This window comes from Streptococcus canis (assembly GCF_900636575.1).
Lineage (GTDB): Bacteria > Bacillota > Bacilli > Lactobacillales > Streptococcaceae > Streptococcus > Streptococcus canis.
Window position 1 is genome coordinate 1,843,306 of the sequence record NZ_LR134293.1, and the last position, 21,775, is coordinate 1,865,080.

The window sequence follows — 21,775 nt, forward strand, 5'->3', positions numbered from 1 at the left end:
CCCAATCTTACCAACCAACATTTTCAACATGGCTACTGTAAGTTAATTTGGGCTCAGCTGACTGGCTAACTGTTTCATCTACTCCACCAAGGTAATAACAGCCTTGTTCACTGCAGCTTGATTTCTGATGGTAGCTGCCCTATCTCCCATCTCAACTGCTGGCATGTCCCAAGCCCGATGTGTCAAATGAGCCACTTCATTTGGCAACTGATTACTACTAACATCTCCTGCTGTTTGATTTACCACTTCTGGCTGAGTTCTTACTAATTCATCTGCCTTCACTTACTGGCTTGCTAAAAAGTTAGCCAAGATGACACTTGCCCACAAAAGCTATTGTTTCTTTTTACCTAATGTTTTCAATTTCTAATCCCCTATTCCTATTAAGAATCAGCTCCTCTAAAAGAGTAGCTGACGTCATCTGTATTATACATAAGAGTAATCTAGCCATTTGTGACTAAAAATCTATTTTCCTTGAATAAGTTCTTTTTTAAACCGCTTCATAATGATGACATAGAGAAAGACCGACAAGAATAACCAAACAGTCATGGTTAATAGGAAACTCAAGGCTGCTCCAAAAATATGATAGGTTTCAACTAAATCACTGGTGATGAACAAAGAAACAAGGAAACTACCCATGTAGGGAATCAATAAATATTGCTGTTTACGCATAGCTGTCAAGATATTGTCAATAGCTGTCGCAAAACTACCGACAGCCCCCCCTAGCATAATGGTCATAAAGGCTAACCAAAATGCCTTTAGAGGAGTGGCGTATAAGAGAGATAAAAAAGGAATTCCTAGCAAGCCACTACCTATCAGGACAACTACCATCAAACTAGCTAAATAAGAAAACAAAGTCACTTGTATGGTCTTGAAACGCTCCACTTGTCTCTTCACTAAAGCAATAGCCATTTGCGTGATATGCGGCCTGAAAAACAGCATCATCAGATTCATTACAAAGGCTGGCATAAATAAAATATTGAAAATGGTTTGAGAGCCAAGAGGAATTTTATTCAAGTGGGTCAGGGTTTCAATCGCATACTTAGGTTGTGTGTAAATATAAATAATTAGAAAACCGTTTAAAAACAGAGGAAAACTCTCTTTTAGCAGTTGAAGACTCTTTAGCTGATTATCGCGATTCTTAAAGCTGCAAAATGCTACCGTTTCAAAAGAACGTCCTTTTCTGACATCATAAAAAAGAATAAACAGAAAGGATAGGAGACAGGTCACTTGTAGGGCAAATACTAAATTTCTAAAACAAATAATGATGAGGGTATAGATAATAAAGATTAAACTATTTCTAAACGTTAGCGACTTGCCTGCAATGTCCAGACGTTCATGTTGTTGGAACATTCCTTGATACAAATCAGAAAAAGCATCTGTCAAACGGTAAAGACAGACCAACAAAATCACCTGACTTTTATAAGCATCATGCGATGTAACAAGAAGATAAATTCCCGAAATAGCTAACATTAAAAAACAGGTGATTAGCCTTGCCAGAAAATATTGAGAAAAAGAATACTTTTCTCCAATATCTGTCGCTTGGTAATTACGAACTTGAAAAAGCGCAATAACAACCATCATATTAGCAAAAGAATAGGCAAAGGCATAGCTATCTGAATCAATCGGAGTTAAAAACCTCGTTACAACCATCAGTAACACAACAGAAATAGCTGCTGCAGATAAACTGCCTAGCATATTCCAAATAAAACTTTTTTTTGCTGTCATTAATACATTACCATCTACTTCTACAATTACTAGGTTGGAAAGGAAATAAATTAGCAGTTAAGCTTATTTCACAACGAAAATAAGGTAACTGCTAATTCTAATTGATGTTCACAAGATGCGGTCTAATCCTGAAAACCGTTCGGATGCTTGCTTTGCCAACGCCAATGATCTTGACACATGCGCCTAATATCATATTTGGCCTGCCAGCCAAGGTCTTCTTTGGCTTTGTTACTATCTGCATAACAAACCGCAATATCACCAGCACGTCTTGGTTGAATCTGATAAGGAATAGCTTTTCCAACAACTTCTGACATGGTTTTGACAATATCTAACACAGAATAGCCATTCCCTGTTCCCAAGTTATAAATGGATAGTCCTGAATTTGGAACCAGTTTTTGCAAGGCTGCTACATGTCCTTTAGCAAGGTCAACAACGTGAATATAGTCCCTTACACCTGTTCCATCTGGCGTGTCATAGTCATCTCCAAAGACACCAATGCGTTCTAAACGACCAACAGCTACTTGGGTCACATAAGGAACAAGGTTATTTGGAATACCTGTTGGGTCTTCCCCAAGTTCTCCTGATTGGTGCGCTCCAATAGGATTGAAATAACGCAAAATAACAATATTCCAACTCTTATCAGATTCATAAACATCTTTTAGGATCTCTTCAACCATTAATTTAGTACGCCCATAAGGATTGGTCACAGATAGAGGAAAATCTTCTGTAATTGGAACTTTATGAGGGTCACCATAAACAGTAGCCGACGAGCTAAAAATAATATTTTTACACTGATGCTTAGCCATAACACGTAACAAAGTCAAGGTTCCAGAAATATTGGTGGTGAAATATTTGAGAGGCATCTGTGTTGACTCTCCTACTGCTTTGAGACCAGCAAAATGAATAACAGCTGAAATCTCATGCTTGCTAAAAATAGCCTCTAGACCAGCTTCATCTAAAATATCAGTCTGGTAAAAGGTAATTGGTTTTCCAGTTAGTTCCTCAACCACTTTTAAACTTTTAGGGTTAGCATTCTCTAAATTATCAACAACCACAAGATCGTGCCCTTTTTCTAATAATTCAACACAGGTATGTGACCCGATATAACCTGCACCGCCTGTTACTAAAATTGTACTCATCATATACCTCCTAGATAATCCTTTATAACCAAGCAAATGCTTCGTTTCTAAACCATCACCTATTTACTTTATACGCATCATCGCCTGTCACTATTAGAAAATTACTTCCAACACAGGTTAGACACTGCTCTATCTATTATACCTTATTTCACCTTATCATGGGGTCAAAAAGAAATCCTTGTGATTTGCGATGTAGCCTTTTCCTTCAATTAAGTCATATTCTAATAACTTCAAATCGTTAGCAATGATTTTTTGATCTTTCGTCAGATTTCTGTGACCAACACTTGCTTTATTCATCACTGCTGTTAACAAAGCATAGTAAGGAGATACTTTTGAATTAGTATGCGCAAGTAAGGCCGGGGTGAAGTCACTTGAATTTAATAACGGATAATCCAATTTGACCTTGGCATCATTACTCCAGATAAAATAATCTGTGAGATACTTCAATTCAGGGTTATCTTTAAAGGCCATTTCTGGGTAAAGTCCTGGCAAGTGATCACCATAAAAAACAACTGAAATCGGCTTGTCTATTTTTGAAAGGCGTTCTAAAAATGCTTTGGTGTCCTGATCTGTTAATTCTAGCAGCTTGGAATAGTTAACCAGATTATAGTTCTCATTAACGGAAAAGCCTTCTTTAGAGACATCTAAATCACCAGGATCAGCATACCAAGGACTATGATTTTGCATGGTCATGACTGAGAAAAATTGACTTTCTTTAGGATCTAAATACTCTAACACATTGTCATAGGTGGATTGGTCACTATAACTCGAACTGGCTGGCTTCAAAAATTTAGCTTTGTCTGGTGTCCCATCTAAAGCAATAAACTTATTAAAGTCCAACTTAGAATAGACCGTCTTACGAGAATAATTGTTCGCACTGGCTAGATGAACAGCATAACGATTCTTCTTTTTGTAGTAATTGCTGATAGAAGGAATGTAATTGAGCTTTGGAAAAACATCCGAGTACAAGACTGAAACTGTTGTATTGAGATTGTACATTGGTAAGCCAATCAAGGTCTGAAATTCCATGTTAGCCGTACCACCACCATAACCATCCGATTTCATCAACCCACTTGTGTAGTGTTGTTTTAACTGATTTATCGTAGGAATGACATCTCTTGACATCTTTACACCAGAAATACGGCTAGGGTCAGCCAGACTCTCACTAAGGACATAAATCACTGTACGATCTGAAATATGCTCTTTTCTGTTCTTATTAAGAGTGGTTGCTAGTTGGCTGTATTTATGGTAAATCTTATCAATAGAAGCTTTACTATACTCCTTAGGTTTATTGATAGTTTTGCTAGTTAACTGCTTAAACCAGACAAAACTTAAGGATTGTAAGCGCGCATTCTCCGTAAGTCCCCGCCAATCCAAATCATAAACATTATAAAGCTTGGTCAAAAGTGGGGTGCCCTCAGCAATACGACCATTTTCATTAGCACTAAAAGTACGGTATATCTTCTGATAAGGCAGAAAAATCAGGACAATCAACAACAAACGGATTGCTAAAGAAGGAACAATTTTCCCAACAAAAAGACGTTTTCTAAAATACCATAATGAAAAAATCACTAAGCATAAAAAGACAACCGAAAACATTAATTTAGAGACTGGAATATAATCAAGGAAAAATGTAATTTCTCTAAACCAAGCTAGGTCTGATAACAAGAAAGGCTCACTTCTTACCTTAAATTTTTCAATATTAATCACTGCTACTGCAATTCCAATGAAAAGATTAAGTACTGTAGCGGTAAGATAGCGATTCACTAACAGATAGATTAGGGTAAAAAGACAAAAAAGAACCAAGACCTGAAAAAGGGTTGCTCCAGGCACCAAGTAAATATCTCTTAAAGGACCACGCACAGGAATCCCTGCTTGAATCGCCACGTTAAATATCATAGCAAATAACAGACTAGTTCCAATAGCTAGACTGAGACTAGGCTTATAGTGTCTCAAATCCCAAAATCCTCTCGCCACTATAAAACTAATGCTGGAAATCAACACATAGGCCAGTAAACAATAAAGCCAGAAGTTGCCTAACTGAAGTTGGCCAGATGCGTCTTTAACTGGGAAAAAGGGATTAGTCAACAACAGTCGTTTAAAAGCTGAACTCGTCAAAAGGCTAAAGACAACAAATTGACTTCCTAGGAAACTATCCTTTTTCTCTGAAAAAATTCGAAGGACACTAAATCGTTGGCTCGAGCGAAGAATCCTTCTAAACACCCAAGAGAGCACTAAAAGGAGCACTAAGTTTTGATAAAAACCAGTATTGAACTCAAGGTTTTTGAAAACGTCAAATAAATCGAACGTTTCAACATTCTTCAGTTGATTAGCCCTGATCAGATAAGTCGAAACCATGGCATAGAGCCAAGACAAGCCGCCATATAACCAAAACCTCTTTGTCATGATATTTGCAAGTACAAGTCCCAAACTAACAAATAAAAACACATCATACAAGACATGACCAAAAGTGCTCGTAACTTGCGGAAAATTTTCTAAAATCAGATAAGTAATCGTGGCATGGAAAAATAGAGTGGCTATCACAAGAAACTCTATTAAGGAATAATAGTTCTCAACTAACCACTTCTTAGTCTCCTCCCATGTCGGTACTTTTAATGTCATCATCGGTCTGATAAAACACTCCTTACTAAACCATTTAGACCTGCTATCACCTTGTTTATCGTTCATTATGATTTTTGGTTTTTCTTATCCTCTTGTTCTTTTTCAACAAGAGCAATGTATTGAATCATTTTCTTTAATTTAATTTCAACCAGAGATAGTTTTTTGGTCAAATGATACTGATTAATAATCAGTAAAAAGATAATAAATAAAATGACAAAGTTAGACGGTGACGTAAAGCCCAAGAGATTAGAAATGTAGATAAACAAGTAAGGGAAAATAGACATAAATAGCAATACAATGGCAAAAACTAACCAAAAGAAACTATCTTCAATTTGAAGGCGTGATTTTCTGATGTTTAAAATAATCATTACAGCTGTCAAAATGGCAACTGTTGCTAATAAAATTTGTAAACCGAGTGTCATTTAGCTTGTCTTCTTTCTAAAGTTTTGAATGAGCAAAATGGAAACAATCATGTGGAACATGTATTTTATTGATCGAGACAAGGTCAAATAGGACTGCCCTGCTTGACGATCCATCATGTCAACTTGTACTTCTTCAACATGATAACCTTGTCTAATCAAATGGGAGATGGTATCTGGCTCAGGGGTGTAGTTAATGTTTTGAGCAAATAATTTGATCAAATCTTCATTAAAAACTCGCATTCCTGATGTTGGGTCAGTAATACGCTTTCCGGTAGTCAGCTTAATCACAAAACTGATTAAGCTATTCCCTAGCATACGCAATGATTTTTCTTTTGGCATGTTCACAAACCGTGACCCAATGACACAATCATTTCCTTGCCTAATTTTAGTTTCCAAAGCATGAATATATTCTGGCAAATGTTGGCCATCAGCATCAAACTGAATAACCATCTGATACCCTTTTTTAAAAGCATACCTAAAGCCTGTTTGGATAGCACCTGATAGACCTAGGTTTTCTGGTAAATCAATCACTTGAAATTGATTGTCATGACAAATTAAAGATGTTCTGTCTTTAGAACCATCGTTAATCACCACATAATCGTATTGAGGATAATGGCTAACGAGGTTTTGCACAACCCTTTCAATAGACTCCTCTTCATTATAGGCAGGAATCATGATTAATAAATCACTTGTCATTTCTTCTCCTTTTCGACAGTATTTGAATGTTGACTTTTCACATAGAAATACCCTAAAATCGGAACAAACCAATGAGGCCAAAAGAGGCTAAACATGGCTAAGTCTTCTTTTGTACGAACATTTTCTCTAATGGTATTTGACGTCTCAGAGTCCTCGTGAATCCGATGATACATTAGGGGTTTCTCAATGTAGTTAAAGGATCCTTGGTATTGGCTACTGATAACATACCAAGCATACCAATCTAAATTGGTTCGCCAGTCCTCAGAAAACTGAAATCCTGGTAACTTAGTCAAGTGGTAACTAACTGCTGGACAAGAAATAGGGTTGCCAAGGGATAGAATACGCTGCCGCCAAAATTTTGACTTCGGAAAAAAATTCATAGCTTTTAATAAGGTATTTTTTATTTTAAGATTAAGGTTAGTTTCTACTACGGCACCATTTCGGTATTCTGCATAATTTGAAAATACAATCGTCGCCTCAGGATGACTCACAAAACGTTCCATAACTTCCTTAGAATAGGTCGAAAGGTAAATGTCATCTTGGTGAGCAATCGTTGCATAGGGGGTCTTGACAAAACTAAGGGCATTATTCCAATCTCGCCCAATACCTCCACCTTCTTTGGTGACAACTGGTACCTGATATTTATCTGCCAAATGATCAATCAACTGATTTGGAGTTGATGTATATATTAACACTTGCGATGCGTAGACTTGATTCTTTAACGAAATGAGACAGTCTTCTAAGTATGGGCTTTCGCCGTAAGCGCATATCACAAATGTATGGAGGGATGTTCTCTTATTTTCCATTGTTTTCTTTCTCACAATCACTGTATACCTTATTAAATCTGAGTGCACAAACCAACTGCAACTGTAAAGATATTCAAAAATACCACAGTGTATTGTAACACTGTTTGAAAGCGCGCCTCTTCTTTTTCTGTAAAAGGGTTGATATTAAATTTGCTCGTTATCCAATACCCTAAAAAGACAGGAACCATGGTAATCATAAAATAATAATATCTTCCTTGAACACCACCTACTACAATATCACCTTCATGATAAACCCTAGGGTCACCAGTAATGGCAAAAATCATTAGGGCAGCAATTCCCAAAAACAAAGCGCCTGTATATAATTGGAACCAAAGTGGAAGCTTGTAATGCCATTGCGTCGAACAAACAAATAAGACAATAACAAATATAAGCATATTCAAGGCAATCAACAAGGATGATTGGTGAGAAACATATTGAAGAGGATGACCAATAAAATTATCCATAATCACATGAGGAATCTGAATTAATGTTCTGATAATAGGTAGGGGATGCTGAATGAAATAAAGAAGTCCTGGCGATTTCCCTGTCACACTTCCCACCATGGGCATCACTTTAATAATACCAGTATAAATGAGCGATAAAAGCATCATCATGCCAAACATCGCCAATGCTACCCACCTTGTTTTAGACGTGTCATAATAGCGTTTTGGTAAAACAAGTATTAAACTGCCAACTAAGATAAATGGGAATTTAGCAAAGGCAAATAACAAACAGAGGGCTTGAAAGGCTAGGGCATTAAGTTTCGTAACGGTCTTTTTCTCCGCTAAAATATTAGTCAGTAGCGCTATTAGTATCAGGCTAGCTCCATAGTAAAGGTAATCATAATGAAAACCTGAAATAATATAGACCGCAGATGGTAAAGTTCCCATAAAATAAAGCACTGACTTGAAAACGATACTCAATTTGATGGCAAAAAAAACAAGGAGAGCGTAAGCAAGGACATTGACTATTCGTCCCAGATAATAGGAAACAAAAACTTTGTTAGAGATAAGTCGTCCTAAATTCCATCCAATAGCTCCTGGTAAAAAGGCAGGATTGTCAAATCCAATGGTGTTGCCTTTTACCTTTGTTGGTTTATGAGTCACTGTCAACCAATAATCGTTGCCTTGATAATGACTTTGATTACGAATACCGTCATGACGATAAACCAGTTTATAATCCGTCAATTCTTCCTTGGAGTATTTAAATACTAAACTATCTGATAACCCAATGGTATGAAGCAGATGAGAATCTTCATCTAAGCTATATTGAACTGGTTTTATCAAACTAATGGCTGTTCCCAGAATGGTAATCATTAAAAAAGCATTTCTTGCTAAAGCTTTTTTTTCTTTAACATTTATCACACTAAGACACAAGCAAACAGCTATAAGCACACAGAAAAAACGGCCGCCCAGTCTAAGTTCAAATAATTGAGGAACCGTTAATTGGCTGAACAAGACAATAAAGATGCCCATTAAACAAAGTTTTAATTTTGATAAAGTGGTTTTCATTATTATTCCTTACTAACCTTTACTTTTACTACTTTCAAGTGAATATTTGCTATTGTCATCTGTGATATTAACCTGATTTGCTAAACGCATTCCTCGCCATTTTTCAAGATGAAAAAGCGGGTTAATAACTAACCAATAGAGCTTGCGTTTCCAAGAATAATCTTGATCAGCAACAATCTTCATAGCATCTTTTAAGGATGCCTTCAAAGACTGAGCAAGAACTGTCGGCAACGAAATTGGAGTTGTAACACCACTGTTACGACGGATATTATAGGTCTCATCAAAAATACGTTGTTTGTATTCTGACAACAAGACATCGTTGGAATGTTCTACGACAGCATCACTATTGTAGGCTTTCATATAGCCAGCATCTAAGATATCTTTTCCATATTCATAATCTTCTGAATAGGCAACTGAACGATAGCCGATTTTATTGACCAAAAACTCTCTAGGAGCTGCTGAGCAAACATCACTATAAAAAGACTCTTTCGTATATTTCCCTTTTAAGTCTTCTTGACGTGTCCAAATAGTCGTTGCTCCTGCTACTCCTTGCTCGTTAAAAACAGAGTTAATATCATACTTCATCGCTGGAAAACAACCCACACGAGGCTTTTGTTTCCCTAGAACCGCAACGATATTCGGATTCAGAGAAAATGGTTTTACCATTTCTGCCAACCAATTCTCATTAGCAGGTACAGCATCCTGACTAAGATAAACCATATAGTCTGCTGTTGACAGCTCAGCTGCCATTTGTCTCGTAGCTCCATGTGAATAATCACTTTTTTTGAGCTTGATAAGCTGCAAGTTGCCGTATTGTTCAGCAAATTTCTGGATAATAGCAACTGAAGCATCCTTAGATTCTGAATCGGTTATTATCACATTCCATGAGAAGTCTGTTTGTTGAGCATATAAAGCTGTCAACGTTTCTTCCAAATGGTCATTTTCACCATTATAAACTGGTATAAAAACAGTTGCTTTTACCTTATCAGTCATTGAGTACCTCACGACGAATGATTTCTTCCACCTTGCGATAGCTGTCCTCCCATGAGACACCATCATATTTTTGACTCATCTCATTAGCATAGGCATCAATATCAGAGCGTTCAACAGCTTTGCACAATTCTTCAGCCAAAGCAATAGGGTAGGCTTCTGCATAGGCAATATCATCATTTTCGCCCAAAACCATCGTATTATTGTTCCCAGAGTTCATTACGGGAATACAACCTGCTACCAGTAGTTCTAAAGGTAGTAAGGACACATTGGTCAAAGAAAGAACTAAACAGGCCACACTATCATGATAAATAGTTGCCAATTCTTCTTTGTTTAGAATGCCTCGGTCAATAAAATCAAATGGAATATCATAATGAGACATATCTTGTCCGAAAAACTCGATATCATATTCTGGATGCTTGTCTTTAAAAATTTTAAGAGCCATAACACCTAACTCAAATCCACGACGTTCTGTATGGGCACGCGCATAAAAAGCAATTTTCTTTTTCTTGTGAAGAGGTGCTTTAGGTTTGTAAATATCAGTGTCTGCTCCAAAGTTGAAATAATCAGCATCCATGTGATAATCTTTAAGTTTATGCGTTAACCATTTCCCCGCAGTAACCCCATAAAAACCAAACTTGTAAGTGGCCTCAGCTAACTTGTAACGAGAGCCAACCCCATAAAAGATAGGTTCAAAATCTTGCACAAAATAAAATTTGTGGAGATGGTCACCCTTTAAATTAAAGACAGCATAAGCAGTTTCCCAGCTTGTGGCAAAAACCAAATCTTGATTAGCAAAATCTTCTAAATTTTCAACAGCCACTTCAATACCGTAGGCTTTAGAAAAAATTTCTTGGGCTTCCTTAGCAGATTGCTCAATCGTATTATTATGGTAAATATAAAAAGTAATCTGATGCCCTTTAGACTGAAGGTGTTTCACAAAACGCGAAATAGTGGTATGACCTCCGCCTCCTTTTCCTACTGGCGGTGATACCCAAGCAATATTTAAGTGGTTTTTATCTAACTTAGCAGGTCTTTGATAAGGATGATTGAGGTAATCCGCCTTAGCAATATCTTCTAATTGTGGCATGATAGGAATACGATTTAAATCAATTTTACCTGCCGGCTGAGGATTTCTTCCTCCTTGTAAATGCTCCCAAATCTTACGTAAGGTGGCACGTCTGCCCTCATCTTTATAACTTCTAATAATTCTACCTATCATTTTTTCCTCCTAGGTTTCTTGAAATGATTAATGCGTTCGTTGTCGAAAAAAGAAACCTTTTACTTTCCTCAAGAACTGGAATAGTTTGAACATTCTAGAGGTTTTGATTATCTCTAATTCTGCTTGTTTGGCAGCTAGGTCTTGCTCCAACGCTTCTTTTGTTACACACATTTCCTGATTTAACCGCTCATAGTGGTGAATAGATTCCCATAAATTGGTGACATCATTTTCCAAACGGACAAGCCTTGTTTCTATAAACAAGCTGATAGCTTTGATATATGCAATCTCTTCTTGATCCAAACAGGTAATATCACGCTGTTTGGTTTCAATGCTTTGGTAAATCTCTCCAACTATTGTTGAAATAGTATACTTATTTCGATAGTCTTCCAAATGTTGCTGATGGAAGGCTTGAGCCTCTTGATAATGCTCCAATAAGTCACTGACCAATTCTTCCGCTGTTTTTGCCTTATCCTCAAACCCTCTTCCTGAAAAGTTATTGAGGGCAGCTTGCGTGACATTAGTATCGGTTAAATAGCCTGGCCCTTTAAAATGATCATAGACATAAATAGGTTTTCCCATGACTAAACAATACTGGGCATTTTTGCCGATACCAACAACACAATCATAAGTCGCGATTAATTCCGGACTCACCAATTCATAATGGTCTGACCAAACTCCAAAGTAATCAACCCGAATTCCTTTTTCAGCTAAAATAGGCTTCATATCGAGCACTTCCTGAGGTGGATGATTCGAAATCACTAAAATGTTTTTTGGAAACGGTCTCGCAAGATGTTCTAATGCTGCATAACTCTCCGGCGCCGGATTTGGATAATAGTGCAAGTTAGGAATGACTTTGAAGAAGCGGTTGAGATTCTTCTGAACAACTTCTTCTGATATAGCTAATGTCGCTGACGATAACTTTTCTTCTAACTGATGAATATAAGGCTGTTCCAGTACATGCTCTTTTAAAGCAGCCATATGCAAGAAAATAAACTTAGGCAGCTTCTTTTGCGGTTTTCCCAGTGCTTCTATCATGGTTTTGGGAATAATATTTTGCGCTGAACAAACAACATCATACTGACTAATATCAAAAGGGTAGTCACTATCATCTATAACGGGAATAGCTTTTTTTTGAAATTCTTCTAGCATAGGTGATTTTGCTAGAAAAGTAAAAACCTCTACTTCAGCACCTGCTTCTTTTAAAAAAGTTGCCAATTCTAAAATATTAATTTCAGCACCACTAAAGCCCCTGAGCCAGATATGAGTTAATAAAAATCGTTTTCCTTGATACATCCCCATAACTCCATTGCTCTAAGTGAGCTTAACTGTTGTTTCAGGCTTCCAATAAATATTATTTCCTGATTTGCCTCTATTAATTAATTCAAAATTACAGATGCCACTAAACATGGCATACTCTTTTGAACGATCTCGTGATTTGACCCCAAATTCTGTTGTAAACTTCCCATTAGGAAAAATATTTTGAATGGCAAAGTCAATAGAAACCTTAGTATCCTTAATTGTGATAGAACCATCTACTTCTTCATCCGATACCCAACGGTAAAGTAGTTCTCCGGTATCTTTATGAATGGTAAAGGTCAAAACAGGGTCCTCAATCTTTTGCTCAAAGTGAACATCAAAGTTGAAAGCCAAGGTCTTATCTTGGTGGTTAACAAATTGGGACGATAAGGAAATGCCGTTATTCTCAGTTTCTTTGCTAGATTCCTTGGCAACATTCAAGCCATTTAATTGTTTATAGATTTGAGAAATCTCAAGAGGTGTCCCTACTTCCATTTTATGACCTTTATCAATCAGCATGGCCTTATTACAGAAACGTTGAACCTGCTCCATCGAGTGAGTCACTAAAATAACGGTTTTGTGTTCACGCTTGAGCTGGGCAAAATAATCAAAACATTTCCGTTGAAAAGCTTCATCCCCAACAGCCAAGACTTCGTCCAAAATCAAAATATCACCTTTAGCTTTAATGGCAATTGAAAACGCTAAACGTACTTGCATTCCAGAAGAATAGTTTTTCAGTTTTTGGTCCATAAAGTCATGCAGTTCTGCAAAAGACACAATGTCATCATACATAGCTGTCACTTCATCACGAGAAAAACCTAGCAAGGCACCGTTCATAAAGACATTTTCACGACCAGTTAATTCTGGATTGAAACCAACTCCTAATTCAATAAAAGGAACCAATTTCCCATCAACCGTCACACGACCTTTTTCTGGTTCATAAATTTTAGAAATAATTTTTAGAAGGGTTGATTTTCCAGAACCATTTCGGCCAACAATGCCAAAGAAGTCTCCTTCTTCGACCTGAAACGATACATTGTCCAACACGTGTTGTTCTGTATAACCCTTAATTCCTTTAAAATAATTCACTAAACTGGTTCGTAAACTATTACTAGCCTCAGTCGGTAATTTAAAGGATTTGCTTACCGAATCAACTGATAACACAACTTTTTTTTCTGACATTAAAGAATCTCCGCAAATTTCTTAGCATTTCGTTTGAAAATAACATAACCAATGACAAAGGCACTTAACGAGAGCAAAATCGGAATAAGAGTGAAAACTTTATGTTCAAAAATCTCCCAATTAATGGTTGCTCCACGGTACACAATAAAATGGCGTAGTTCTTGGATAATCTGAGCTAGAGGGTTCATCATCATTACCTTGGCAATCCCTAGATGACCTCTTTGGATAATATAGGTAATAGAATAGATAATAGGTGTTCCGTACATGCCTGCCTGAAGCATAACTTCCCAGATAGGTCCCATGTCACGGTATTTGACAAATAAAGTCGCCAAAATAAAGGCAACTCCTGTTGCAAACAAGAAAAGCTCAACGAACAATGGAATCAAAATAAAAACACCAAAACTGGGTTGCACACCATTAATTAAAGCAAAAGCAAATACCACTAAAATATTAATAAAATAGTTAATGCTTGCTCCTACAACTGATGAAATGACAATAATTTCTTTTGGAAAATTAATCTTACGAAGTAAATCACCCCTTGAAACAATGGAAAGCATGCCCATATTGGTTGCTTCCGTAAAGAAATTCCAAGTCACCATGCCTAGAAGTAAACTAACTGCATAATGAGGTGTTCCATCATCAAACTTCAAAAAACGTACAAAAACTAAGTACATGATGGTAAAGAGCAACATTGGTTTTAAAATAGACCACAGATGTCCAATAAAACTCCCCTGATAGCGTAATTTAAAATCCGTTTTTACCATTTCTCTCAGTAAAATACGGTTTTTCTTTGTTAAAAAATTCATTCTTCTTTTCTCCTGTAACCAAATAAGGTGATGACTAAGCTACGAAAAATAAAGGTGTGAAAGGCACGATTTTTACGAAAACCATATCTTTTCAAAGTAGCCCAGCGTTTGGCAAATGACCTATCCAACAAGGAAACATAAGCTTCTACCAGTTCACGATCATTTGGTTGTAATGGTAAGTCTAATAGTAATTGAGCCTGTTTTTGGCTGGATGTGATCAACCACCAGTATTTGCTGACTAAACGGTGTGGGCTGAACCAATTTTTCATGCGTTTAGACCAGGTTCTAGCCCCCAACACGTTAGCATCGTGCTGACGGTATAATTCTGTAGGAAGATCAAGATAGACTAACTTCCCTCTAGCAGCTGCTAGTAAGGCCAAATACCAGTCATGCATGAGTATCCCTTCACAGGTTACCCACTCTTCAGCAAGGGCATGAGTAATCATCATTGTGCCCCCTGTTACCGTATTTTCTGTTAGTTCTTGAAGTAAGCTTGTATTGGCGTGGTCAGATTGGGTTCTGATCATGCTGTCATGGCAAATATCTAATTGTTGAGTGACCACTTTGAGGTCTGTATAAACCAACAAAGGAGCCGCCATGTCATATTTTTGAGCCTCTAACAAGGTCACTTCTAATTTATTGTCTAACCAAATATCATCTTGGTCACTGAAAAAATAGACATCTGCTTTTTGGTGCTTTAAGAGGGTATAAAAATTCTTAATAACTCCCAGGTTTTCTGTCTGACCCTCATTGATCCACTGAATTCGTTTGTCTTCCTTGACAAATGTGCGAATAATATTCTGGGTGCCATCAGTTGATCCATCATCTCTGATTAGTAAGGTCCAGTCTTTAACTGTCTGCCTTTGGATGCTTTGAATTTGTTCTGCTAAGAAGCGTTCCCCATTGTAGGTAGATAGTAAAATATTAATGTTCATCTTAAAAATAAGGCCTCGTACTCCCCTACAATTTTTTCCCAAGTGTAATGTTCTTGAATAATAGCTTTGGCTTCTTTGCCCAGACGAGCGCTATCAAAACCTGCATCAACTTGGTTAATCAGCTCTGCTAATTGCCCTTTTTGCTTGGTCCAATACAGCGCAGCATCTCGTGCTACTGATTTGTTGAAGTCAACATCTAAGACCAAATTAAGATTAGTATGGGCTAGTGCTTCTAGGAGGCCTGGATTAGTCCCTCCTACCTCATGACCATGAATATAGGCATAAGCCTGTTCTCGAATGTAGGCTAACAGTTCTTTGTCATAAAGGGTACCAACAAATTTAATGCGTGGGTCCTTATCACAACCCGTCTCAGCAAGTAATTGCTTAAAGTAAGCATTGCCTTCATGATTACAAATAATCACTAAATCACGCTTAGTTGAGGAAGCCATAAATTCTTTAATGGCGGTTTCGTAATTATTTTCAGGAACAAAGCGTCCTAAAATGAGATAGTAATGCTTTTCACTAATATCAAAGGGGTGAAAATAAGCTCTGACCTTGCTATCTGTTGATGCCAGACGTGAAGGTTGTGTTTCCGTTCCATAGGCAATAAAACACGTTTTAGACCAAGGATATGCTGCTTTAAAGTAACGGTCAATGCCAATATTGTCCGAAATAACCAAATCAGCCTGTTTAGACATTTGCTTTTCGGAAAACTTCAGGTAGGCCTGTACTGGTTTTGACCATTTAGACCGCTTCCACTCTAACCCATCTGGATTGATAAAAAAGCGTCCGCCTCGATTGTGAATCTGCTTCACAAATGGTGCCATAAAAGCACCTATGGTATTGCCCAACACATAAAAAATAGGGTTCTGAATCTGATGTTGGTCACTGTAAGATAGTGCATAGGTAATTGCCATCATATCGTAAGCGATGACTCTAGCAGGTCCAAGCTTAGGTGGGTTAAGGTAAAAGCAGTCAGCCCCTTTGTAGTCAAAATGGACTTTATGCTTGGTATCACTCAAACAAGCTACATGGTACCGAATGTTTTTATCTTTCTGATGACTGATCAGCTCTTCCACAAAGGTCTCAAAGCCACCGTATTTCGCTGGTAACCCTCTGCTACCAATGATAAAAACATCCTGCATTGCATACTACCCCACTTTAAAATATAATCAGTGACATTATACCACAATTAGAAGGCTAATGCGACCTTAAACCCATGAAAAAGAGTTGGCTTTCTATGGCCAACTCTCTTTAGAATGCTTACTTTTTCAGTTCCTGTTGGTAGAATTCCTTCAAGGCTTCTTGCCATGTTGGAATCACAAACCCTGTTGCCTTTGCCTTGTCAAGATTCATGGTTGAATTTAAAGGTCGTTTGGCTTTTGCTGGGAAAGCTGATGAATCAACCGGCACCACTTCAACAGCCTTACCTTTTAAGATTTCTTTGGCAAAATCATACCAAGTAGTGTCTTCCTTAGCATCATTTGACAAGTGATAATAACCAAAGGCTTTTTGATTTTCTGCCAAATAACACATAAATTCTGCCAAGGTTCTTGTCCACGTTGGTCGACCATGTTGGTCATTGACAACAGTCAAACGGGAATGTTTTTCTGCTAATTGTTGCATGGTAAAGACAAAGTTTTTACCATAATTTCCAAATACCCAGGCAGTACGGATAATATAAAATTGCTCTGCGTATTGTTCAACGGCTAGTTCTCCTAAACGTTTTGTGCGGCCATATTCTGTCTTAGGATCTGGACGATCTGTTTCTAACCATTCTTGACCGACTGGTTTATTGCCATCAAACACGTAATCTGTCGAAATATAAACAAGGGTAGCCCCATATTTTCCACAAGCTTTGGCAATATTTTCTGAGCCTGTTACATTAATAGCCTCATTTAAAGCTTTTCCTTCGTCTTCTGCCGCATCAACTGCCGTATAAGCAGCACAATGATAAACCAATGTTGGCTTGACCTGTGCAAAAACAGCTTCGACTTTATCTGCGTTTGTGATGTCCATTTCTGCGACATCAACAGCCACATAATCAACATCTCGTTCGTCTAATAGATAACGAAGTTCTGTCCCTAATTGACCGTTACTTCCTGTAATTAAAATCATCGGTTCTCCTTTTTGCCGTAGGCAGAGTACTTGTCTCAGTGCCTTAGTGTTCTCTAATATTAACCAAAGGCTTTCGCCTGTATTTCCTTTTATTTTACATCAAAAAAGGGAATATTTCATCCCTTGACTATCATTTATTAGCGAATGCCCAATGCAATCCTAGCATAGCGGCTCATTTTATCAACCGTCCAAGCAGGGTACCAGACTAATTTGACCTCAGTCTTAGTGACTTCTGGCACATCTTGCATGGCATCATGGATATGATCTGTCAACAAGTCTGCCAAAGGACAGCCCATTGTCGTGAGTGTCATGTCGATTTCTGTGTGACCGTTATCGTCAAAGCGGATTTCATAAATCAAGCCTAAGTTAACAATATCAATGCCTAACTCCGGGTCAATAACCGTTTCCAAAGCTTCAAGAATTCTATCCTTAATGGCTGCAACTTGTTCTTCGGTGTATTTTGGTGTATCAGTCATGACTTCCCTTTCATTTTTTGAATATTTCATAGATAGGCAAAAAGGCCACTAAGGTTTTGCCAAATTAGAAGAATTGCCATCTGGGCTCGTTTCCGTTATCAATTCCGACCTTAAAAACGCCCACCGGTTTTCAGGCTCAGCTTTTGTTTTAAGCTCGACCTTAACATTCGGTCTACTTTCTAATTTTTAGGTGTACTGCTATAAGCGCCACTTTGGATTTTCGTTCCTTTCTTATTTCAAGGGAAGGGAACGACCTAAAATCGTCCAGTGGACGATTTTAGTCCTCCATAAAATCTCTTAATTGCTTACTGCGGCTTGGGTGGCGAAGTTTGCGAAGTGCCTTAGCTTCAATTTGACGGATACGTTCACGGGTGACGTTAAAGACTTTGCCCACATCTTCAAGGGTACGCATTTTACCATCGTCAAGTCCAAAACGTAGGCGGAGAACATTTTCCTCACGGTCTGTTAATGTGTCCAAGACCTCATCCAACTGTTCACGAAGAACCACGCGTGTTGTGTAGTCAACTGGATTTTCAATGACTTCATCTTCGATAAAATCACCCAAGTGGCTATCATCTTCTTCACCAATTGGGGTTTCTAGAGAGACTGGCTCTTGAGCAATTTTCAAAATTTCACGAACCTTATCAGGTGTCATTTCCATGCGTTCTGCAATTTGTTCTGGTGTTGGATCTTGTCCTAATTCCTGCAATAAATTACGTTGCTCACGAACCAATTTGTTAATGGTTTCTACCATGTGAACTGGGATACGAATGGTACGTGCTTGGTCAGCAATAGCACGAGTAATAGCCTGGCGAATCCACCATGTAGCGTAGGTTGAAAACTTAAACCCTTTGGAATAGTCAAATTTATCAACAGCTTTCATCAACCCCATATTGCCTTCTTGAATCAAATCCAAGAATTGCATGCCGCGACCGACATAACGTTTAGCAATAGAGACTACCAGACGCAAGTTGGCTTCTGCTAAACGTTGTTTAGCTTCTAGATCACCTTCTGCTACAGCAACCGCCAATACCTTTTCTTCTTCACTTGTCAGAAGTGGTACGACACCGATTTCTTTGAGGTACATACGGACAGGGTCATTTACCTTAGCAGAATTGCTTCCAATTAATTCCTCATCAGTGAGCTCTTCGGGTTTAGGTTCTTCAACCACGTATTTTGATGAGGGGTTGCCCTCCTTATCTGTAATGGAAATGCCACCATCTGTTAGCCGCTCAAGTAGGTCGTCGATTTGATCAGCGTCCAAGGCAAATGGAATGACGAGTGTTTCAGTCACGTCATCATCAATCGCTGTTCCTTCTTTTTTATGATGACGAATAAACTCCGCAACTTGAACATTAAAAGTTGTAATTTCTTTTTCTTTTGTCATATTTTCCTCTATTCCATTTTTCGTTTTTGAGCAATTAAATTTTCCAACACTTCAAGAGCTAGTTGGTGGTCACCTTTATTGCTAGATTCTCTAACTTGCTTACCTTGTTTGTAGAGGTCGCGCTCTGCTAAAAGCTTGGCACGTTTGGCTAGAATATCATCAATCTCATCAGGAGCCACTTCTCTGGGAAGGTTTTCTTCTAAAACACTGTAGTAAGCCCGATTGACTTCCTCTGACATTTCTGACAAGTCATAGGAAGTGATTTGTCCTTGTTGCTTCAACTGTTGATAAAGCACTTCAAGGGCAGGGGTATCAAAATAAAAATCAGCTCGATGGCGAAATTCAGTCAGCAAATAGCTATGATGTAACAGTCGATGCATAAGATGACTTTCTGCCTTGGTGATAGCTGTCAAACTTTTTGCCACTGGCAAAGTAACCAGCCTGCTGACAGGTTGAACCTGCTTCTCTTGGCGCCTTTGTCTATCCTGAACCCTTAAGGCATTGACCGATTGTTCTACTTGGAAATAATCAAAATCCGGTAACAAATCTGCTACTCTGTTAATGTAAGAATTTTGGGCTGTGATAGACGGTGACTGAGCAATCAATGGCGCTATTTTTTCCACATAAGCAATTTGCGATTGCAAATTATCCATATTGTCAGGTTTGAGATAATCAATAAAAAATTCGACACTACTGATGCGTGACTGCTTAAGCAAATCTGCAAATACTTCTGGGGAATGCCGCTGTACAAATTCATCAGGGTCCATTTTATTGGGGATTCTGACAATTTCTACCACAAAATCTTTAAGCAATTCTAGTGATTTAGCAATGGCATTTTGACCAGCGTCATCACCATCATAGGTCAAGACTACTTTTTTGGTAATCTGTTTAAGGTGATGAACATGTTCTGGCGTCAAAGCCGTTCCCATTGAGGCAACAGCATTTTCATAACCCGAACGATAAGCAGCAATCACGTCCATAAACCCTTCCATTAGAAACACTTCATGAGTTTTGGCAATAACAGGCTTGGCCTTGTCCAAGTGATACAATTCATAAGATTTGTTAAAAAGAACGGTTCCTCTTGAATTTTTATACTTGGCCTGTTTTTTTTTCATATCAGCCGCCGTCCAGATACGTCCTGAAAAGGCAATAGTATGCCCTTGGTCATCTGATAAGGGGAACATGATACGATTTCGAAAGGCGTCGTAAATGGTATTGGATTGGTCGGACAAGTTAAACAATCCTGAAGCAGTCAGTTGACCTTCCTCGTATTTTTTAGAAAGAGCTTGATAAAGATAATCCGACTCATCTGGGGCTAAGCCAATATTGAAATGTTCAATTAAGTGGTCATCCAAGCCTCTCTGGTAAAGATATTTCCTAGCTTCTTGACCAATGGTGGTAGTCATCAGAACCGCATGGTAAAATTTAGCAGCATCTTCATGAAGTGTCATTAAAGCGTGATTAGGGTGCTGGTGTTGGTTAGCAACCGCTGCCTGACTTGGCGCTATATCAAGCGACATGCCAGCCTTATCCGCAATAATCTGAACACTTTCTAAGAAGGGGACTTGGCGGTATTCCTCAATAAATTTAAAAACATCCCCTGATTTTCCACAACCAAAGCAGTGAAAAAACTGTCTGTCTTCAACGACATTAAAAGAGGGCGTTTTTTCTTTATGGAAGGGACAAAGGCCAAGATAATGTCGACCTGTACGAGAAAGTTGGACCACTTCTCCAATGACATCGACAATATTAACACTATTTTTTACCTGGGAAATCATTTCTTTGTCAATCGCCAAATCGTCACCTCCCCATAAAAATCCCATTATAGTTTTATGTTTTATTATATCATTGAAAGCTTCTTTTGTAAATTTAAAAACACAAGGGATTCCATTAGCTTTTGCCTATCAATTGTGTTATGATTAGGTCAGATTAAAAAAAGGGGAATTCTCATGATTAAAGAATTAAAAGCATTTTTATTTAGAGGAAACATTATTGATCTTGCTGTTGCAGTTATTATCGGGGGTGCCTTTGGTGCTATCGTTACATCTTTTGTTAACGACATCATCACACCACTTATCTTAAACCCAGCCTTGAAAGCTGCTAATGTTGAAAACATTACACAATTAACTTGGAATGGGATTAAATATGGTAACTTCTTGGGAGCGGTAATCAACTTCCTTATCATCGGTACTAGCCTTTTCTTTGTTGTTAAAGCCGCTGAAAAAGCTATGCCTAAAAAACAAGAGGAAGAAGTTGTTGAAGTAACAACCCCTACTCAAGAAGAATTGCTTACTGAAATCCGTGACTTGTTAGCAAAGAAATAAGAGTTGATATGACTAAAACAGTTGGCTCTCCAACTGTTCCAGATTGAAGAAAAGTCCATTTAGGATCATTTTTCTTCAATCTTTTTTTGTTCCTCTAAAAAAGAAAGACTCCTGAAAT

General features: G+C 37.9%; 20 protein-coding genes. 1 reads left to right on the forward strand and 19 read right to left on the reverse strand.

Annotated elements, in window-relative coordinates; genetic code table 11:
• Positions 1 to 78: 78 nt before the first annotated feature.
• From EL097_RS09335 to dnaG, 19 genes are all read right to left on the reverse strand, one after another.
• Positions 79 to 282 (reverse strand): hypothetical protein, encoded by a 204-nt coding sequence (locus EL097_RS09335; protein ID WP_003048018.1) that lies wholly within the window; start codon positions 280 to 282, stop codon positions 79 to 81.
• Between the two features lie 180 nt (positions 283 to 462).
• Positions 463 to 1,725, reverse strand: a complete 1,263-nt coding sequence (locus tag EL097_RS09340) for a lipopolysaccharide biosynthesis protein (RefSeq protein ID WP_003048016.1) — start codon at positions 1,723 to 1,725, stop codon at positions 463 to 465.
• 122 nt (positions 1,726 to 1,847) lie between these two features.
• Complete coding sequence (gene galE, locus EL097_RS09345; protein ID WP_003048014.1) at positions 1,848 to 2,864, reverse strand: UDP-glucose 4-epimerase GalE; 1,017 nt, start codon at positions 2,862 to 2,864, stop codon at positions 1,848 to 1,850.
• 156 nt (positions 2,865 to 3,020) lie between these two features.
• The gene (locus tag EL097_RS09350) at positions 3,021 to 5,489 is read right to left on the reverse strand and encodes an LTA synthase family protein (RefSeq protein WP_099983059.1); all 2,469 of its coding nucleotides are present in this window, start codon (positions 5,487 to 5,489) and stop codon (positions 3,021 to 3,023) included.
• 62 nt (positions 5,490 to 5,551) lie between these two features.
• Entirely contained in the window at positions 5,552 to 5,908 is a 357-nt protein-coding gene (locus EL097_RS09355) for a DUF2304 domain-containing protein (protein ID WP_003048010.1), read from the reverse strand.
• The gene (locus tag EL097_RS09360; RefSeq protein WP_003048008.1) at positions 5,909 to 6,604 is read right to left on the reverse strand and encodes a glycosyltransferase family 2 protein; all 696 of its coding nucleotides are present in this window, start codon (positions 6,602 to 6,604) and stop codon (positions 5,909 to 5,911) included.
• Complete coding sequence (locus tag EL097_RS09365) at positions 6,601 to 7,410, reverse strand: glycosyltransferase family 2 protein (RefSeq protein ID WP_039994824.1); 810 nt, start codon at positions 7,408 to 7,410, stop codon at positions 6,601 to 6,603. The genes EL097_RS09360 and EL097_RS09365 overlap by 4 nt, the downstream gene beginning before the upstream one ends.
• A 32-nt stretch (positions 7,411 to 7,442) precedes the next feature.
• Positions 7,443 to 8,921, reverse strand: coding sequence for a DUF2142 domain-containing protein (locus EL097_RS09370; protein WP_003048005.1), 1,479 nt, complete (start codon positions 8,919 to 8,921; stop codon positions 7,443 to 7,445).
• 12 nt (positions 8,922 to 8,933) lie between these two features.
• Complete coding sequence (locus tag EL097_RS09375; protein WP_003048004.1) at positions 8,934 to 9,914, reverse strand: glycosyltransferase family 2 protein; 981 nt, start codon at positions 9,912 to 9,914, stop codon at positions 8,934 to 8,936.
• Complete coding sequence (locus EL097_RS09380; RefSeq protein ID WP_003048003.1) at positions 9,907 to 11,133, reverse strand: rhamnosyltransferase WsaF family glycosyltransferase; 1,227 nt, start codon at positions 11,131 to 11,133, stop codon at positions 9,907 to 9,909. Before EL097_RS09380 ends, EL097_RS09375 begins: the two co-directional genes overlap by 8 nt.
• 27 nt (positions 11,134 to 11,160) lie before the next feature.
• Positions 11,161 to 12,426, reverse strand: coding sequence for a glycosyltransferase family protein (locus tag EL097_RS09385; protein ID WP_003048002.1), 1,266 nt, complete (start codon positions 12,424 to 12,426; stop codon positions 11,161 to 11,163).
• Between the two features lie 18 nt (positions 12,427 to 12,444).
• A complete protein-coding gene (locus tag EL097_RS09390) occupies positions 12,445 to 13,611 on the reverse strand; it encodes an ABC transporter ATP-binding protein (protein ID WP_003048001.1) in 1,167 nt (388 codons plus the stop codon).
• Positions 13,611 to 14,417, reverse strand: a complete 807-nt coding sequence (locus EL097_RS09395; protein ID WP_003048000.1) for an ABC transporter permease — start codon at positions 14,415 to 14,417, stop codon at positions 13,611 to 13,613. Before EL097_RS09395 ends, EL097_RS09390 begins: the two co-directional genes overlap by 1 nt.
• Positions 14,414 to 15,352, reverse strand: a complete 939-nt coding sequence (locus EL097_RS09400) for a glycosyltransferase family 2 protein (protein WP_003047999.1) — start codon at positions 15,350 to 15,352, stop codon at positions 14,414 to 14,416. Before EL097_RS09400 ends, EL097_RS09395 begins: the two co-directional genes overlap by 4 nt.
• Positions 15,349 to 16,497 (reverse strand): beta 1-4 rhamnosyltransferase Cps2T, encoded by a 1,149-nt coding sequence (gene cps2T, locus EL097_RS09405; RefSeq protein ID WP_003047998.1) that lies wholly within the window; start codon positions 16,495 to 16,497, stop codon positions 15,349 to 15,351. The genes EL097_RS09400 and cps2T overlap by 4 nt, the downstream gene beginning before the upstream one ends.
• 118 nt (positions 16,498 to 16,615) lie before the next feature.
• Positions 16,616 to 17,470 carry a dTDP-4-dehydrorhamnose reductase gene (rfbD, locus tag EL097_RS09410; RefSeq protein WP_003047997.1) on the reverse strand — a complete coding sequence of 285 codons (855 nt, stop codon included), beginning with the start codon at positions 17,468 to 17,470 and terminating at the stop codon, positions 16,616 to 16,618.
• A gap of 137 nt (positions 17,471 to 17,607) precedes the next feature.
• Positions 17,608 to 17,946, reverse strand: coding sequence for a metal-sulfur cluster assembly factor (locus EL097_RS09415; RefSeq protein ID WP_003047996.1), 339 nt, complete (start codon positions 17,944 to 17,946; stop codon positions 17,608 to 17,610).
• Between the two features lie 277 nt (positions 17,947 to 18,223).
• Positions 18,224 to 19,333: an RNA polymerase sigma factor RpoD gene (rpoD, locus tag EL097_RS09420; protein ID WP_003047995.1), complete on the reverse strand. Its 1,110-nt coding sequence runs from the start codon at positions 19,331 to 19,333 to the stop codon at positions 18,224 to 18,226.
• A gap of 8 nt (positions 19,334 to 19,341) precedes the next feature.
• Positions 19,342 to 21,156 carry a DNA primase gene (gene dnaG, locus EL097_RS09425; protein ID WP_099983056.1) on the reverse strand — a complete coding sequence of 605 codons (1,815 nt, stop codon included), beginning with the start codon at positions 21,154 to 21,156 and terminating at the stop codon, positions 19,342 to 19,344.
• Between the two features lie 126 nt (positions 21,157 to 21,282).
• Here dnaG and mscL point away from each other — a divergent pair, with 126 nt between their 5' ends.
• Entirely contained in the window at positions 21,283 to 21,657 is a 375-nt protein-coding gene (mscL, locus tag EL097_RS09430; protein ID WP_003047993.1) for a large conductance mechanosensitive channel protein MscL, read from the forward strand.
• Positions 21,658 to 21,775 lie beyond the last annotated feature (118 nt).

Bases quoted from the DNA above. Each gene is read 5' to 3' on its own strand.
- EL097_RS09340 (WP_003048016.1), bottom strand. From the start codon at position 1,725: ATGACAGCAAAAAAAAGTTTTATTTGGAATATGCTAGGCAGTTTATCT.
- galE (WP_003048014.1), bottom strand. From the start codon at position 2,864: ATGAGTACAATTTTAGTAACAGGCGGTGCAGGTTATATCGGGTCACAT.
- EL097_RS09350 (WP_099983059.1), bottom strand. From the start codon at position 5,489: ATGATGACATTAAAAGTACCGACATGGGAGGAGACTAAGAAGTGGTTA.
- EL097_RS09355 (WP_003048010.1), bottom strand. From the start codon at position 5,908: ATGACACTCGGTTTACAAATTTTATTAGCAACAGTTGCCATTTTGACA.
- EL097_RS09360 (WP_003048008.1), bottom strand. From the start codon at position 6,604: ATGACAAGTGATTTATTAATCATGATTCCTGCCTATAATGAAGAGGAG.
- EL097_RS09365 (WP_039994824.1), bottom strand. From the start codon at position 7,410: ATGGAAAATAAGAGAACATCCCTCCATACATTTGTGATATGCGCTTAC.
- EL097_RS09370 (WP_003048005.1), bottom strand. From the start codon at position 8,921: ATGAAAACCACTTTATCAAAATTAAAACTTTGTTTAATGGGCATCTTT.
- EL097_RS09375 (WP_003048004.1), bottom strand. From the start codon at position 9,914: ATGACTGATAAGGTAAAAGCAACTGTTTTTATACCAGTTTATAATGGT.
- EL097_RS09380 (WP_003048003.1), bottom strand. From the start codon at position 11,133: ATGATAGGTAGAATTATTAGAAGTTATAAAGATGAGGGCAGACGTGCC.
- EL097_RS09385 (WP_003048002.1), bottom strand. From the start codon at position 12,426: ATGTATCAAGGAAAACGATTTTTATTAACTCATATCTGGCTCAGGGGC.
- EL097_RS09390 (WP_003048001.1), bottom strand. From the start codon at position 13,611: ATGTCAGAAAAAAAAGTTGTGTTATCAGTTGATTCGGTAAGCAAATCC.
- EL097_RS09395 (WP_003048000.1), bottom strand. From the start codon at position 14,417: ATGAATTTTTTAACAAAGAAAAACCGTATTTTACTGAGAGAAATGGTA.
- EL097_RS09400 (WP_003047999.1), bottom strand. From the start codon at position 15,352: ATGAACATTAATATTTTACTATCTACCTACAATGGGGAACGCTTCTTA.
- cps2T (WP_003047998.1), bottom strand. From the start codon at position 16,497: ATGCAGGATGTTTTTATCATTGGTAGCAGAGGGTTACCAGCGAAATAC.
- rfbD (WP_003047997.1), bottom strand. From the start codon at position 17,470: ATGATTTTAATTACAGGAAGTAACGGTCAATTAGGGACAGAACTTCGT.
- EL097_RS09415 (WP_003047996.1), bottom strand. From the start codon at position 17,946: ATGACTGATACACCAAAATACACCGAAGAACAAGTTGCAGCCATTAAG.
- rpoD (WP_003047995.1), bottom strand. From the start codon at position 19,333: ATGACAAAAGAAAAAGAAATTACAACTTTTAATGTTCAAGTTGCGGAG.
- dnaG (WP_099983056.1), bottom strand. From the start codon at position 21,156: ATGGGATTTTTATGGGGAGGTGACGATTTGGCGATTGACAAAGAAATG.
- mscL (WP_003047993.1), top strand. From the start codon at position 21,283: ATGATTAAAGAATTAAAAGCATTTTTATTTAGAGGAAACATTATTGAT.